Raw genomic sequence first — 15,599 nt, forward strand, 5'->3', positions numbered from 1 at the left:
ATATTATTCAAATAGATCTAATTCTGCTTGCGCAATATCTTTATTTTTGTTGTTTTCTTTTACCACAATCACTGGTTCAAGATTGTCCACATTTAAACTATAATCATCCTTTCCCCATTCGCATTTTTCTAATACTGCACGGGGGATTTTAGTGAGTGTCAGATTTTCAAAGGATGCTGATTTTGTATCAAAGGCTGTACCACAAATCAGCAACGTGCGATGAGAGCCTACCTCTTCACTTATCATACGGAGTTGTTCATGGGTCATAGCGCTTGTTGTGACATAAATATAATCTGTTTCGGTTGAATACCCTTGCATCCAATAATGATTTTCATCAGGTGCGTAGGTAAATCCCATATGCTTGCACATTGCTTCTGAAAGCATCGCAGCATTATATTCGCGACTAATAATCCATTGTCCCCATGGATCTTTTTGTAACAGAGAAGGTGCAAGGCGATAATAGCGAAATCCACCGCCACCTTGCCAATTAACATTTTTGGAAATTCCCCCTTGATCAGTTCCATCAATCACTTGTTTTAAACGAGGGATAATATGGGTATGACAATGTTCACCAAGTTCAACCATAATCCACTTTCTTCCCATTTTATGAGCAACAGCACCGGTTGTGCCAGAACCAGCAAAAGAATCCAGTACAAGATCACCGGGATTAGTGGCAAGTTGAATAATGCGTTCCATTAAACGCTCAGGTTTGGGAGTTGTAAAGACACTATCAGAATTAAAAACTTTGACTTCTCTTTTGGCATCTTGGTTGTGTCCCACTTCTGTATAGGGCCAAATCGTCATACTGGTTATGCCCTGCTTAACCTCAGAAACAAAACGTTTAATCCTTGGCACTCCACCGTTATCTGTTCCAAACCAAATGCGATTATCTTTTAATAATTCAGAGAATTTTTGTTTGCTAACCCGCCAACTCGTTCCAGCAGGAGGCATCACCTTGCGTCCAGAAGGTGTGATGATTTCATAAATATCCTTAGGCGTTACTCTTTTTACGGATAAATCTCCAGATTGCCATAACCCGCGCGGATCATTATCAGGGTTTTTATAGCGCGCATCCATATCGCTTGAACGAGGAAGCAATTGAGGGCGCCAAATCGTTTTATCTTTAGCATAAACCATTATAAAATCATGGTTATCAGAAAGCCACTTTGTATCATTTTGTGGAGCATATTTCTTTTGCCAAATAATGTTGTTGATGAAATTTTGGCGACCAAAAATTTCATCCATCATCACTTTAAGATAGGCTTGTTCATCATCATCAATGGAAATCCAAATACTTCCATCTTCTGCCAGTAAACGATGTAACAATTCTAGCCTGTCTCTCATAAGGCTTAGCCATATGGAATGCTCTAAACCATCTTCATAATGTTCAAAGGCATTGCCTGTATTATAAGGCGGATCGATATAGATACATTTTACCTTCCCCATATATTCTTGTTCAAGCGCTTTGAGAGCGAGCAAATTATCACCAAAAATAAGTTTATTATCAAAAATATCTTGGGAAGATATTTGATGCGAAGCGTGATAAGATTTTTCAAGATCTTCTAATAAGATACGAGGCTCTAGTTTTGGGCGTTTTTCTTTTCCAATCCAGTTAAGTTCTAATTTTTGTTTATTATAACTCATGCGATCGTCCTTAAATTTAAACGCTTATGAAAAGTAAACAGCTTATTCATGAATGGCTAAATTAGAGTCTCTTAACAATACTTTTAGTACCATCCGACAGCAATTTGAGCTTCTTCTGACATACAATCAGGTGTCCATGGTGGATCAAAAGTCATAGTGACTTCAACATAAGAAACCCCTTCAACTGCACTGACTGCATTTTCTACCCACCCAGGCATTTCACCAGCAACAGGACATCCCGGTGCTGTAAGAGTCATTTCAATTTTTACTGAACGATCATCTTCAATATCAATACGATAAATCAGTCCTAGCTCATAAATATCAGCAGGAATCTCTGGGTCATAAACTGTTTTGAGAGCAGCAATAATATCATTCGTCATACGATCAATTTCATCTGCTGGAATTGCTGATATATAAGATTTTTTATTTTCACTTACAGTTTCAACAGATTCTGTAGAATGACGCTCTTCAATTGATTCAGCCATTAAAAAATGTCCTTGTTTCTTTCAATGCTTCTACTAATTGATCTATATCTTCATGAGTGTTATACATGGCTAATGATGCCCGACAAATAGATGTTAGACCAAAGCGCTGTAATAAAGGCTGTGCACAATGGGTTCCAGCGCGTATTGCAACTCCTTTTCTATCAATAAACATAGCGATATCATGGGCGTGAATCCCTTCAATTGTGAACGATATAATAGCTCCTTTATTGGGAGAATGACCATAAATGCGCAATGACTCAACAGTCTTGAGTTTTTCCTGCGCATAAGCTAAAAGGGATCTCTCATAGGCATGAATCGTGCTACGGCCTTTCTCTTGTATATAATCAATAGCCGCAGTTAATCCAATAGCTTCAACAATAGGAGGAGTGCCTGCTTCAAAACGGTAAGGAGGAGCATTATAAAACACCTTATCGGTTGTTACCTCCTCGATCATTTCCCCTCCCCCTTGAAAAGGACGCATTTCTTCTAATCTATCTTCCTTACCATACAAAACACCAATACCGGTGGGACCATAAAGCTTATGACCTGTAAAGACATACCAATCACAATCGAGATCTTGCACATCAACGGTTAAATGTACTGCTCCTTGAGAACCATCAACAAGAACAGGAATAGAATTTTGATGTGCTAGCTTAATAATTTCTTTAACAGGAGGTACAGTTCCTAATATATTAGACATATGCGTTATAGCAACAAGCCGCGTTTTTTCGCTTAAAGCCTTTTGGAAATCTTCAATGTGCAGAACACCATTCTCATCGACAGGAACAAAAATAAGTTTAACACCTTTTTGTTCACGGAGAAAATGCCAAGGAATAATATTTGAATGATGTTCCATGATCGTTAGAACAATCTCATCACCTTCTTTGAGTTTGGGCATAGCCCAACCATAAGCAACAGTATTAATAGCTTCTGTCGCATTTTTTGTAAAAACAATTTCTTCAGCTTTGTGAGCATTTAGAAAAACACGAACGGTTTCACGAGAATTTTCATATGATTGTGTTGCTATATTGGCTAAAAAATACATTCCCCTATGCACATTAGCATAACTATAGTGATAATAATTATTCATTGCATTGAGTACTGACATTGGTTTTTGGGCAGAAGCACTACTATCAAGATATGCTAATCGCTTTCCATAAACTTTATGGTGCAAAAGAGGAAAATCACGCCGAATTTCTTCGACATTATAAGTAAATGTTTGTACGTTATTTTCCATTTTTTCTACCTTAAACATTTTTTTCAAGCCATTTACTAATGATACTCTCCAAAACAATTTGAATATTATCTTGCTTGATGTCATCAATGAGCTCAGAGACAAATCCTTTAATCAAAAGTGCACGAGCCATTTTAAATGGGATACCACGCGCCATAAGATAAAAAAGATAATCATGATTAATATTAGCAACTGTTGCACCATGACCGCATGCAACATCATCAGCAAAAATCTCCAGTTCAGGCTTTGCATTAAATTCTGCATCATCTGAAAGAATAAGGCTATTACAAGCCATGCGTGCATCTGTTTTTTGCGCTTTTTGAGAAACACGTATTATTCCTTGGAAAACACCAACAGCCTTATCTGTAACCACATTGCGTATAATTTCAGTTGAAGTTGATTTTTCTTCTACGTGACGAACAGTCATTGTAAGATCACTATGTGTCTGTCCTGATAATAAATTTATAACACGCAATTGAAAGTCAGATTCTTCTCCCTGTAATTCAATATCGACTTCTTGGCGATTTAGTTGGCTCCCTATATTAATGACATAAAGTGATAACTTCGCTCTTTGATCAAGAACAGCACAAAATCGACCAAATTGCGTAGAATTAAAATCACGATTGCGAATGAGAATCCACGTAACATTACTATCAGCAGCAACATTTAATGAAAATATTGAACTGACAAAGGTATCTTTATCACTGCCAACCTGATGTTCAATAAACATAACTTGACTATTTTTATCAACTTTTATATCCGAAAAAATATGAGATTGTCCCCCCATTTGTATATTTTGTAATTCAATGGGTATATTTAACTTTGTATTTTCAGGGATGTGAAAAAGCCAACCATCTGTAACAAAAGCTGTATTTAACTGTCCAATAAAATCCTCATCAGAAATGTTTTGATTTATCTGTACAGAATTATCTTCTAATGCGTCTGAAAGGCGTTTTACTGTAATATTGTCTACCTTTGACTCTATCGATGTTTTTCCATTGTTTATGGAGAAAACAGCACTTTCTGAAAGCAATGCATCAACCAACTGATTGTCTTGAACTTTTGAAAAGTTGCTAATAGACTTCAGTAAGGTACGCAGATTAGTATAATGCCAGCTTTCCATTTTACGGGAAGGAAGCCGTATTGTTTGAAATTGCTCAATAGCTTTCTTGCGAATTTCCCGTATAGCTTTATCACCAGGTAAATCGTTTACATACTGATTGAAATTACTGAGTATATTTTCTTCAACCGCTAACAAATTCTGCTGTGCATTCATATTCAATAACCTCAAACTGCTTCCCTGATAAGATCAGCATACCCATTTTGCTCTAAATAAATCGCTAAGGATTTATCTCCGCTTTTGATAATTCGTCCTTTATAAAGAACATGTACAGTATCAGGAATGATATAATTAAGCAGCCGTTGATAATGGGTAATCACCAAAAATGAACGTTTTGAATCCCGAAGTTTATTAACACCATCTGCAACAATTTTTAGTGCATCAATATCTAAACCAGAATCCGTTTCATCTAAAATGCAAAGTTTAGGTTCAAGAAGGGCCATTTGTAAAATTTCAGCACGCTTTTTTTCTCCACCTGAAAAACCTACATTTAATGGACGCTTTAGCATATCCATATCTATTTCAAGTTTAGCTGAAACTTCTTTAACATACTTTATAAATTCAGGAATTTTAAGCTCTTCATCACCTCGCGCTTTGCGTTGAGAATTCATCGCAACTTTTAAAAATTCCATCGTTGCCACCCCTGGTATTTCCATTGGATATTGAAATGCAAGAAAAACACCATATGCAGCACGTTCTGCTGGATCCATTTCTAAAAGTGATTGTCCATTATAGAGAATCTCTCCTTCTGTTATTTCATAATCATCACGACCAGCAAGCAAATAAGACAAAGTTGATTTTCCGGCTCCATTTTGTCCCATGATAGCGGCAACTTCTCCATCTTGAACTGTTAAGTTTAAACCACGAATAACTTCTGTATCGGTCTCAGCAATACGGGCGTGCAAATTTTTTATCTCTAACATAATTTAATCCTGTTTTGGCTGTTTTTTTCAGATACCAAGGCGTATATTTTGCTTAGCACCCATCTACTTTTGCAATTACCATAGAGGTCATTTTTAGCATTATTTGCTACTGTTACAGCATTTTTGCATCAAGTCTTCTATTTATCTCATTAAATAAAATTATCCAACACTACCTTCAAGGCTGATACCAATAAGCTTTTGTGCTTCGACAGCAAATTCCATCGGAAGTTTTTGAATGACCTCTTTTACAAAACCATTTACAATTAATGCGATAGCTTCTTCTTCGGGAATTCCTCTTTGCATAACATAAAAAAGTTGGTCATCAGAAATTTTTGATGTTGTGGCTTCATGTTCAAACTGAGCTGTCGCATTTTTTGCTTCAATATAAGGAACTGTATGCGCACCACAGTCATTCCCGATTAACAAACTATCACATTGCGTAAAATTACGCGCATTTTGTGCTTTTCGATGTGCTGTGACTTGTCCTCTATAAGTGTTATTTGAAAAACCTGCAGAAATGCCTTTGGAAATAATACGACTGGATGTATTTTTTCCCAAATGAATCATTTTTGTACCAGAATCAATTTGTTGATGACCGTTTGCAACAGCAATAGAATAAAATTCTCCACGCGCATTATCACCACGGAGTAAGCAGGATGGATATTTCCAAGTAATCGCAGAACCAGTCTCAACTTGTGTCCATGAAATTTTAGAGTTATCACCTCGACAATCTCCACGCTTCGTCACAAAATTATAAATACCACCCTTTCCATCTTTATCGCCAGGATACCAATTTTGTACTGTAGAATATTTAATCTCTGCATTTTTAAGGGCAATAAGCTCAACAACAGCAGCATGAAGTTGGTTTTCATCACGTTGGGGTGCTGTACACCCTTCAAGATAAGAAACATAGGAATCTTCAGCGGCGATAATCAATGTTCGTTCAAATTGGCCAGTGTTGCGTTCATTAATCCTAAAATAAGTTGAAAGCTCCATAGGACAACGAACCCCTTTGGGAATATAAACAAATGAACCATCTGTAAAGACAGCTGCATTTAAGGCTGCATAATAATTATCACTTATAGGTACAACTGTTCCTAAATATTCCTTAATAAGCTCAGAATGTTCAATAATCGCCTCTGAAATAGAACAAAAAATCACACCAGCACGTGCCAACTCTTTTTTGAATGTTGTTACAACAGAAACAGAATCAAAGACTGCATCAACAGCCACCTGCCCCGATACAGACATACTGTCATCAAAAGTAGAGGGATCAGACTGTTTTCTTACTCCTGCCAAAATCTCTTGTTCTTTAAGGGGAATGCCAAGTTTTTCGTACATTGCTAATAACTCAGGATCCACTTCATCCAAAGATTTTGGTCCTGTATGATTTTTTGGAGCAGCATAATAATAAAGCTCCTGAAAATCAATTTTAGGATATTCAAGACGCGCCCAATGAGGCTCTTGCATTGTCAGCCAACGGCGGTAAGCTTTTAAGCGCCATGTTAGCATCCATTCAGGCTCATGTTTTTTAGCAGAAATGAATTTGATAATATCTTCATTTAAGCCTTTTGGAGCTTTATCTGTTTCAATATTGGTTTCAAAACCATATTTATATTGATCAACATCTATTTCACGTACTTGACGTATTGTTTCTTGTACTGCCGGCATAAATTTTCTCCATTTTTTGGCATCAAAAACCGGTAACTAAAAGTCTTGTTTTTCCCAAGATTAAAGTAAGCAAGTTATTTCCTAGGCTATAGGTAAAGTGCAAAAATTTCAATCAAACTTACCTTATTTTTAAAATAATTCTAATTTTTATAACGTTCTGATGTTAAATCTTCCTCTTTTTTCCTGCTTATAATTTGAGAAAAAAACGACAAAAAATCATCAATATCTTCAGATGTTGTGTCCCGCCCTAGCGAAATGCGAATGGCACCATTTGGAATATGATACCCCATTGCCTCCAACACTTTGCTTTGTTTTACTTTTCCCGAAGAACAAGCAGAGCCGGATGATATAGAAAACCCTTCTAAATCAAAAGCAATTTGCATCGTTTCAGCTTTTATATTTTTCACGGTAAAGTAAGTTGTATTTGGCAAACGTTGAACTTTTTTGCCAAAAATTTCAACATTTTTACTTATTTTTTGTAGTCCATCTTCTAATTTATTGCGTAAATATATTAACTGTCTTATTTCCTCCTGTGTAAAACAATCAGCCATTGCTGCCCCAAAAGCAGCAATAAGGGGTAATGCCTCTGTTCCTCCACGGAGACCTTTTTCTTGTCCCCCCCCAATAATAAGAGGGTGTGGCATGAGAAGATTACCACATGAAACAAAAGCACCGATTCCTTTAGGACCACCAACTTTATGTGCAGACAGTATAAAAAAGTCTCCTCCTAGCTGATTAATATCCACGAAATTTTTATCTACATATTGTGTTAAATCAACAATAAGAGTGCCTCCTAAATCCCGAACAATAGCAGCGATTTCTGTTAATGGTTGAATCACACCCGTTTCACTATTTGCAGCTTGAATAGCAACAAGAGGTAAACCTTTTGTTTTATCGTGAGCTGTTAAGAGCGCTGATAATTTATCTTGTCGAATGAGCCCATCTTGATCAACAGCAATGACGCTTATCAATTCTTTAGAAAAACGCCCTCCCTCAGCAACAGAGGGATGTTCAGTCGCTCCAAGGTAAAGATGGGAAAATTGAACTTTTGCATTCCCCATATTATAAAAGGGTGTTAACAAAGTCATTGCTGCTTCACTCGCACCAGAGGTAAATACCACGTGATCTGGATCTGTTTTAAGATTTTCAGCGATTTGTCGACGTGCCTTTTGTAACAAAGTTTTAGCCGCACGCCCTTCCTTATGAACCGATGATGGATTACCAAATATCTCTAAAGATTCCAGTAACGCCATCCGTGCCACTTTTTTGAGCGGTGTTGTTGCGTTATGATCAAAATATCGGCGTTTTATAACCATTTTACATCGCAATCATTAATCTTATGAATTAATTAAAAAAATAGCGCAATTTTCTTGAAAAGTGCACTAAAAAAAGAATATCTAATAATTATTTAAGAGATTCTATGGTAAAAGTCGACCAAGGTCAATGAAAGCCTTTTATTGCATTTAAGGAGCATTTTATGCCAGAAATTATTTTTAACGGTCCCGCGGGTCGGCTCGAAGGGCGTTATCAACCTTCACAACAAAAAAATGCACCTATTGCGATCGTTTTGCATCCTCATCCCCAATTTGGTGGAACTATGAATCATAAAATTGTCTATGACCTCTTTTATATGTTCCAGCAACGTGGATTTACAACTTTACGTTTTAACTTTCGTGGTATTGGTCGTAGTCAGGGTGAATTTGATTATGGAATAGGAGAACTTTCAGATGCTGCTGCTGCTCTTGATTGGGTGCAAACACAACATCCAGACTCTAAAAATTGTTGGGTAGCAGGATATTCATTTGGAGCATGGATTGGTATGCAGCTTTTAATGCGCCGACCGGAAATTGAGGGATTTATCTCTGTTGCCCCTCAGCCTAATGTTTATGACTTTTCATTTCTTGCACCTTGTCCCTCCTCTGGACTTATCATTCATGGCGGTATCGATAAAGTTGCCCCAAAAAAAGATGTTCAAATACTTGTCGATAAATTGAAAACACAAAAAGGTATCATCATCACACAAGAAATATTGGAAGAGGCTAATCACTTTTTCAGTGGATGCCATGAAGAACTTATTGAACGATGTGCCCACTATTTGGATAACCATATCACCAATGAACTTCTCTCTCCTCCTCCTGAAATACTTTCACTAACTTAGGAAAAAACGATAGATTTATAAAAAATCAGCAAAAGCCGTCTCTGATCATAACAAAGTAATTTTTTAGTCTGTATTTAAAACTTTTCTAAATTTTATTTCAGAATAGAAATGAGAATAACAGAATACCTTTTTTCTATCACTGAGAAGTCTCTTTTTTAGCGTAAAAAGGAAATAATACCTGTATTATTATCTTTATATTATCGATATGTCTCTTTCTCTTGTGATGTGTGCATCAGTTATGATAGATAACGCTCATCATATAATCACCTATTATATGAAATGAATGCACTCTAAAGTTAGGAAATTGAATCTGTGTTTGCCTTTAAATCTGATTTTTTACACATTATGAGCGAACGTGGTTTTATCCACCAAATTTCAGATGAAAAAGGCTTAGATGATCTTTTTTCAAAAGAAACTGTAAGCGCTTATACTGGATTTGATCCAACAGCATCGAGTTTACATGCTGGAAGTCTTCTTCAGATTATGATGCTTTATTGGTTGCAAAAAACGGGTCATCGCCCCATTGCTTTAATGGGCGGAGGGACCGGATTGATCGGTGATCCTTCCTTCAAAGATGAAGCGCGACGCCTTCTGACACAAGATGATATTGCTGCAAATATTGATGGTATTAAAAAGGTATTTGCTAACTATTTGACATTCGGTGACCGAGAAACGGATGCCTGTATTGTAAATAATGCTGAATGGTTATGTAATTTAAACTACTTAGAATTTTTGCGTGATGTAGGAAAACATTTTTCTGTCAACCGTATGTTGTCATTTGATTCTGTCAGACTGAGACTTGAGCGTGAGCATTCTTTGTCATTCTTAGAGTTTAATTATATGATTCTGCAAGCTTATGACTTTGTTGAACTTTATAAACGTTATGGGTTGCGTATGCAAATGGGGGGCTCGGATCAATGGGGTAACATTATTAACGGAATCGAATTAGGGCATCGTTTAGGAACACCACAATTATATGCGTTAACATCACCATTGCTGACAACCTCTTCCGGTGCCAAAATGGGTAAATCATTGAATGGAGCTGTATGGCTGAATGCGGATATGCTTTCACCTTATCAATTTTGGCAATATTGGCGCAATACAGAAGATGCTGATGTAACACGATTTCTAAAGCTCTATACTCCATTGCCAATGGATGAGATTCTTAAACTTTCTGTATTGCAAGGAACAGAAATTAACGAAGCAAAAAAAATTCTTGCAACAGAAGTTACGGCAATGTTGCATGGGCGTGCTCTTGCCAATGCAGCAGCAGAGACTGCTCGCAAAACGTTTGAAGAAAAAACTCTGGGAGAAAATCTTCCAACTGTTGAAGTTAATGCCTCAGAATTAAAAAAAGGTGTTGGATTGCTCACTCTTTTAGTACAAGCAGGACTTGCTAAATCTAATAGTGAGGCACGCAGACACGTTCAAGGTGGAGGTGTGCGTGTAAATGATCAAATTATTGAGGATGAAACACATCTTATTATTGAAGAGGATGTCAGTGCAGAAGGAATCATTAAACTTTCTTTCGGTAAGAAAAAACATGTTGTGATGAAACCAATATAATCTTTTGTTGTTTTGTTTATGTTGTTCACGTCTACCTTGTTCTTCCAGTCTAATCGTTGTGATAGGATGAGTTTTGTTAGGAAAATAAAGGTCTCTTCAAAACAATAATATTCTAGAGAGTTGAATAGTTCTTTTCTTCTGTGTACTCTGATATCTTTTACCTGTTATACAAGAAAGAAAGACGAAGAAAATGACAAGACCAATGAAAGGTGCTCTTGCTCCTGATTTTAATTTGCCGCGCGATGGAGGAGAGACAGTGTGTCTTTCTGACTTTAAAGGAAAACCTGTTGTTTTATATTTTTATCCAAAAGATGACACCAGTGGCTGCACAATCGAAGCACTTGATTTCACAAAATTAAAGATGAAATTTGATGAAATCGGTGTTGCTGTTATTGGAATCTCTCCAGATAATGTAAAAAAACATGAGAAATTTAAAGTAAAACATGAACTTGATGTCATCTTGGTTTCTGATGAAGAAAAAACAACCCTCGAAGCTTATGGTGTTTGGGTTGAGAAAAGCATGTATGGACGCAAATATATGGGAGTTGAACGGAGTACTTTTTTAATTAATGCAAATGGAATAATAGCAGAAGAATGGCGCAAAGTAAGCGTATCAGGGCATGCTGAAAATGTTTTAGCTACTGCAACACTTTTACATCATAATGGTAATTTGTAAATTGAGTGTTTGATTTACCTTAAAAAGCAAAAATTATCCTCTGAATTGATTTTGGTTTTTCAACGGATTTAATTTTTACAATATATTGATTTATAAGGATAATGAATTGTTTTATATTTATATTAGTCCTCCGAATATCGCAAATTTTTCTTATTTCAGCTTCTTCCTATCACTTGCAATATCGTAAGCAGAATTGGCGTGTGAGAAAAAATTGAAGAAAGGAATAAAAAATCCCTCTTTGAACCTTTAAAGTATCAAAGGCTATCGTAACATCATAACAAACGAACAGCTTAAAAAAATCTACATGGCTTGAAGGAAGGATATATAATTAACCAATATCCTCAATTTCTTTGTCTTTTCCATAAATGCGCCGTGCGAGTGCTGCCTCTATAAATGCATCTAAATTACCATTAAGTACGGATTGTGGATCCGTATTTTCAATCCCTGTACGCAAATCTTTGACAAGCTGATAGGGCTGAAGAACATAAGATCTAATTTGATGTCCCCACCCGATTTCTGTTTTAGAAGATTCAGCAGCATTGGTTTCTTCTTCTCTTTTTTTAAGCTCTTCTTCATAAAGCCGTGCACGCAACATCGACCAAGCCGTAGCGCGATTTTTATGTTGAGAACGCTCTGTTTGACATTGAACAACAATACCCGTTTTTATATGTGTGATGCGAACAGCGGAATCTGTCGTGTTAACATGTTGTCCTCCTGCGCCCGATGCACGATATGTATCAATACGCACGTCTGCTTCTGAAACATCAACTTCAATATTGTCATCAATAACTGGATAAACCCAAATGCTCGCAAAAGAGGTATGGCGCTTTGCATTCGAATCAAATGGAGAAATCCGCACCAAGCGATGAACGCCTGATTCTGTTTTTAACATTCCATAAGCATTATGCCCTTTTACAAGAATAGTCGCTGACTTTATCCCTGCTTCTTCCCCATCATGAATTTCTAAAATTTCAACCTTCATTTCATGCTGTTCAGCCCAGCGCATATACATACGTAAGAGCATAGAAGCCCAATCTTGGCTTTCTGTTCCCCCTGCTCCAGCATGAACTTCTAAATAGGTATCATTCGGATCCGCCTCTCCTGAAAGAAGTACATCAATTTGCCTTTTATCTATCTCATTTTTAAGATTGCGTATTGAATTTTCTGCATCAGCGATAATTTCAACATCGCTTTCTTCTTCACCCATCGCGATAAGCTCAATGCATTCTTCAAGTGTTCTTGTAAATGATAAAAGACCATTGATTGAATCATCAAGACGTTGACGCTCACGCATCATATCCTGTGCTCGTTGTGCATCATCCCATAATGACGGATCTTCCGCTTTTTGATTAAGATATTCGAGACGCTTTAGTGATTGATCCCAGTCAAAGATGCCCCCTTAGCAATTGAATTGCTTTTTGGATTTCATCAACTAATGTTTCTATTTCTGCTCGCATAATTTAACACCGTATTTTTTTAACACTCTTTCTGGTTATGTTTCTAGAATTTATACAAATTTGATAGCTTTTGTGAGGAAATAGCATGGATTTATCATTCTATTTACAGGACCAACACTGTAAAAAAAACCATAGCTTATGACAAAAGGAGATTTTGTTGATTAATACAACCCACCTGTCCCACTTTCAAGGGCTTTATTGACTTGTGGAGAAGTCGTTACTGCAGGAACACCTTCTTGAAAAGAATTTGTACCCCCAATAACTTGATATATATCAGCAGGACCAGTTCCTGGTTTAAATGCTTCTATAATGACATCTTGATCTCCTCTTTCTGCAAGCATTCCTGTTTTCCGATTAATTGGCATTAAAATCATGCCCTTCGGCATCTTAAAGGGAACATCTGGCTTCCCTTTAAGAGCATCTGCCATAAACTCACCAAAAATAGGTGCAGCTAATGAACTTCCGGTTCCATTATATCCTAACGGAGCGGGTTGATCGTAGCCGACAAAAATACCAACGACAATGTCAGGAGTAAATCCCATAAACCAGACATCTTTAGAGTCATTGGTTGTCCCTGTCTTAGCAGCAATATGTCGATTAAGATAACGTAAACGTGCTGCAGTACCACGCTGAACAACTCCTTCCATCATGGAAGTAATCTGATAAGCCGTCATAGGGTCAAGAACTTGATCTCGCTCATCAATCAATGTGGGTTCACGTTGATTATTCCATGAATGCGTATTACAATTTTCACAAATACGATCATCATGACGATAAATTGTCTTTCCATAACGATCTTGAATTCTGTCTATCAGTGAAGGTTTAATAGAGCGCCCTCCATTGGCAATAACGGAATAAGCCGTAACCATTCGTAATACTGTTGTTTCGCCAGCCCCTAAAGCCATGGGAAGATAAGGCTGCAATTTATCCACCACGCCAAAGCGTTCTGCATATTCCGCAACAAGAGGCATTCCCATATCATTGGCAAGCCGTATTGTCATAAGATTACGAGAATGCTCAATACCATAACGCAACGTTGAAGGTCCTGCAAAGGTGCCTCCATAATTTTTGGGTTGCCAAACTTCACCATTATATTGACGAACTTCAATGGGGCCATCTAAAACAACGGATGCTGGTGTATACCCGTTATCAAGAGCTGCTGCATAAACAAAAGGTTTAAAAGCAGACCCCGGTTGGCGATAAGCTTGGGTTGCACGATTGAATTCAGATGCGGCAAAAGAAAATCCTCCCACCATAGCAAGAACGCGCCCTGTATGAGGTTCCATAGCAACGATTGCACCTTCAACCTTTGGAATTTGTTGTAAACGATAAGTGTTGTTTGTATTGGATAGTTTTTCAACAAAAACGACATCCCCAACTTGCAAAACATGAGATAAGCTCTGAACAGTTTTTCGATAACCATTTTCTTTTACAACATGAAGTGCCCATTTTGAATCAGCTTCAGATAAAACAGCAAGTTCCCGTTTTTCTGATAATATACCTGAAGCTTCGCGCTGTGGCTGTAAACCGATCTCTACCTTATTGGGATTAGTAGAAAGAACAACAGCTAAACGCCATTCAGGAACATCACTTAGCCCTGTGATATTTGCAAGTTCTATCCCCCAATCACCTTTCTCATCAATATGCGCATAAGCTCCACGCCATCCTTGTGCACGATCGAATCTAATTAATCCATCGTGCAAAGCACGTCGCGCAATAAGTTGTAAATGCGGATCAAGCGTTGTACGAATGGAAAGCCCACCTTCATAAAGTGTTTTAGCCCCATAGCGATGTATTAAACGACGTCGCACTTCCTCAGTAAAATAATCAGCCGCAAAAACATAGTTATCGCTTCCACGTATTGTCGCTCCTAAAGGTTTGGCTTTCGCTTTTTCACCTTGTTCACGCGTTACATATCCATTTGCAATCATCCGGTCGATAACCCAATTACGCCGATCAATAGCACGTTGTGTATTCTTAAATGGATCATAATTTGCTGGTCCTTTTGGAAGAGCAGCCAAATAAGCACATTGTTCTAGCGTCAAATCATTGACGGATTTATTGAAATAGGTCAAAGAAGCAGCTGCTATACCATAAGTGCCACGACCCAGATAAATTTCATTGAGATAAAGTTCGAGAATATGCTCTTTTGAATAAGTTTTCTCAATACGCATTGCTAAAATAGCTTCCTTAAATTTACGCTCTAATGTTGTTTCCGAACTTAAAAGGAAGTTTTTAGCGACTTGTTGCGTTATAGTTGATGCACCCTCTGGACGTCTTCCAGAACCAATATTACGAATATTATTGATCAAAGCTCGAGAAAGTCCTTCAGGATCTAAACCAAAATGATGATAAAAGTTTTTATCTTCAGCCGAAATAAAAGCATTTATAACAAGCTTTGGTATTGATTGAATCGGTAAATAGAGGCGATGTTTTGTTGCAAACTCTGCCATAAGACGGCCATCAGAAGCATGGACGCGGGTCATTACCGGCGGCTCATAAAGTGAAAGAACTTCATAATCAGGGAGTGCATTTGCTTGACCACTGGTCATAACACCCCACGTTATTGCACCACAAAGTCCAATAGCAACAAAAACACGAAGAAGATATCTTAAAAAAATCATCATAAAAACGGCTATCGCTTTCTTAAGAATTAATCAAAGAA

12 protein-coding genes are annotated in these 15,599 nt (G+C 37.3%); 3 read left to right on the forward strand and 9 right to left on the reverse strand.

Annotated features, from left to right (window positions below):
- Positions 1–3: 3 nt before the first annotated feature.
- The 7 genes from ACFIK6_RS05040 to ACFIK6_RS05070 form a co-directional block, all read right to left on the reverse strand.
- On the reverse strand, positions 4–1,644 hold the full coding sequence (locus ACFIK6_RS05040) for a site-specific DNA-methyltransferase (protein WP_375642015.1): 1,641 nt from the start codon (positions 1,642–1,644) through the stop codon (positions 4–6).
- Between the two features lie 83 nt (positions 1,645–1,727).
- Positions 1,728–2,129, reverse strand: a complete 402-nt coding sequence (locus ACFIK6_RS05045) for an SUF system Fe-S cluster assembly protein (protein WP_273787976.1) — start codon at positions 2,127–2,129, stop codon at positions 1,728–1,730.
- On the reverse strand, positions 2,122–3,366 hold the full coding sequence (locus tag ACFIK6_RS05050) for a cysteine desulfurase (protein WP_375642014.1): 1,245 nt from the start codon (positions 3,364–3,366) through the stop codon (positions 2,122–2,124). The genes ACFIK6_RS05045 and ACFIK6_RS05050 overlap by 8 nt, the downstream gene beginning before the upstream one ends.
- Positions 3,367–3,376: 10 nt before the next feature.
- On the reverse strand, positions 3,377–4,639 hold the full coding sequence (gene sufD / locus ACFIK6_RS05055) for a Fe-S cluster assembly protein SufD (protein WP_375642013.1): 1,263 nt from the start codon (positions 4,637–4,639) through the stop codon (positions 3,377–3,379).
- Positions 4,640–4,650: 11 nt separating this feature from the next.
- A complete protein-coding gene (sufC, locus tag ACFIK6_RS05060) occupies positions 4,651–5,406 on the reverse strand; it encodes a Fe-S cluster assembly ATPase SufC (protein WP_273723216.1) in 756 nt (251 codons plus the stop codon).
- A gap of 159 nt (positions 5,407–5,565) precedes the next feature.
- The gene (gene sufB, locus ACFIK6_RS05065; protein WP_375625872.1) at positions 5,566–7,077 is read right to left on the reverse strand and encodes a Fe-S cluster assembly protein SufB; all 1,512 of its coding nucleotides are present in this window, start codon (positions 7,075–7,077) and stop codon (positions 5,566–5,568) included.
- Between the two features lie 140 nt (positions 7,078–7,217).
- Positions 7,218–8,393 (reverse strand): cysteine desulfurase family protein, encoded by a 1,176-nt coding sequence (locus ACFIK6_RS05070; RefSeq protein WP_375642010.1) that lies wholly within the window; start codon positions 8,391–8,393, stop codon positions 7,218–7,220.
- 161 nt (positions 8,394–8,554) lie between these two features.
- Here ACFIK6_RS05070 and ACFIK6_RS05075 point away from each other — a divergent pair, with 161 nt between their 5' ends.
- From ACFIK6_RS05075 to ACFIK6_RS05085, 3 genes are all read left to right on the forward strand, one after another.
- Positions 8,555–9,235, forward strand: a complete 681-nt coding sequence (locus tag ACFIK6_RS05075) for an alpha/beta hydrolase (protein ID WP_375642009.1) — start codon at positions 8,555–8,557, stop codon at positions 9,233–9,235.
- 312 nt (positions 9,236–9,547) lie between these two features.
- Positions 9,548–10,801: a tyrosine--tRNA ligase gene (tyrS, locus tag ACFIK6_RS05080; RefSeq protein ID WP_375642008.1), complete on the forward strand. Its 1,254-nt coding sequence runs from the start codon at positions 9,548–9,550 to the stop codon at positions 10,799–10,801.
- A gap of 190 nt (positions 10,802–10,991) precedes the next feature.
- Positions 10,992–11,477 carry a peroxiredoxin gene (locus ACFIK6_RS05085; RefSeq protein ID WP_375642007.1) on the forward strand — a complete coding sequence of 162 codons (486 nt, stop codon included), beginning with the start codon at positions 10,992–10,994 and terminating at the stop codon, positions 11,475–11,477.
- Between the two features lie 328 nt (positions 11,478–11,805).
- On the opposite strand, the gene prfB is transcribed toward ACFIK6_RS05085, so the two are convergent.
- A protein-coding gene (gene prfB, locus ACFIK6_RS05090; RefSeq protein ID WP_375642006.1) for a peptide chain release factor 2 occupies positions 11,806–12,934 on the reverse strand; the annotation gives its coding sequence in 2 pieces (ribosomal slippage) (positions 11,806–12,864 and positions 12,866–12,934; 1,128 coding nt in all).
- A gap of 161 nt (positions 12,935–13,095) precedes the next feature.
- Entirely contained in the window at positions 13,096–15,561 is a 2,466-nt protein-coding gene (locus ACFIK6_RS05095; protein ID WP_375677433.1) for a penicillin-binding protein 1A, read from the reverse strand.
- Positions 15,562–15,599: the final 38 nt, after the last annotated feature.

Origin of the sequence: Bartonella sp. AS69XJJH (genome assembly GCF_042195585.1) — a bacterium.
Taxonomy (GTDB): domain Bacteria; phylum Pseudomonadota; class Alphaproteobacteria; order Rhizobiales; family Rhizobiaceae; genus Bartonella.

Coding starts and splice junctions, on each gene's coding strand:
- sufB (WP_375625872.1), bottom strand. CDS start 7,077: ATGCCGGCAGTACAAGAAACAATACGTCAAGTACGTGAAATAGATGTT.
- ACFIK6_RS05095 (WP_375677433.1), bottom strand. CDS start 15,561: ATGATGATTTTTTTAAGATATCTTCTTCGTGTTTTTGTTGCTATTGGA.
- sufC (WP_273723216.1), bottom strand. CDS start 5,406: ATGTTAGAGATAAAAAATTTGCACGCCCGTATTGCTGAGACCGATACA.
- ACFIK6_RS05075 (WP_375642009.1), top strand. CDS start 8,555: ATGCCAGAAATTATTTTTAACGGTCCCGCGGGTCGGCTCGAAGGGCGT.
- ACFIK6_RS05070 (WP_375642010.1), bottom strand. CDS start 8,393: ATGGTTATAAAACGCCGATATTTTGATCATAACGCAACAACACCGCTC.
- ACFIK6_RS05045 (WP_273787976.1), bottom strand. CDS start 2,129: ATGGCTGAATCAATTGAAGAGCGTCATTCTACAGAATCTGTTGAAACT.
- ACFIK6_RS05085 (WP_375642007.1), top strand. CDS start 10,992: ATGACAAGACCAATGAAAGGTGCTCTTGCTCCTGATTTTAATTTGCCG.
- sufD (WP_375642013.1), bottom strand. CDS start 4,639: ATGAATGCACAGCAGAATTTGTTAGCGGTTGAAGAAAATATACTCAGT.
- ACFIK6_RS05050 (WP_375642014.1), bottom strand. CDS start 3,366: ATGGAAAATAACGTACAAACATTTACTTATAATGTCGAAGAAATTCGG.
- ACFIK6_RS05040 (WP_375642015.1), bottom strand. CDS start 1,644: ATGAGTTATAATAAACAAAAATTAGAACTTAACTGGATTGGAAAAGAA.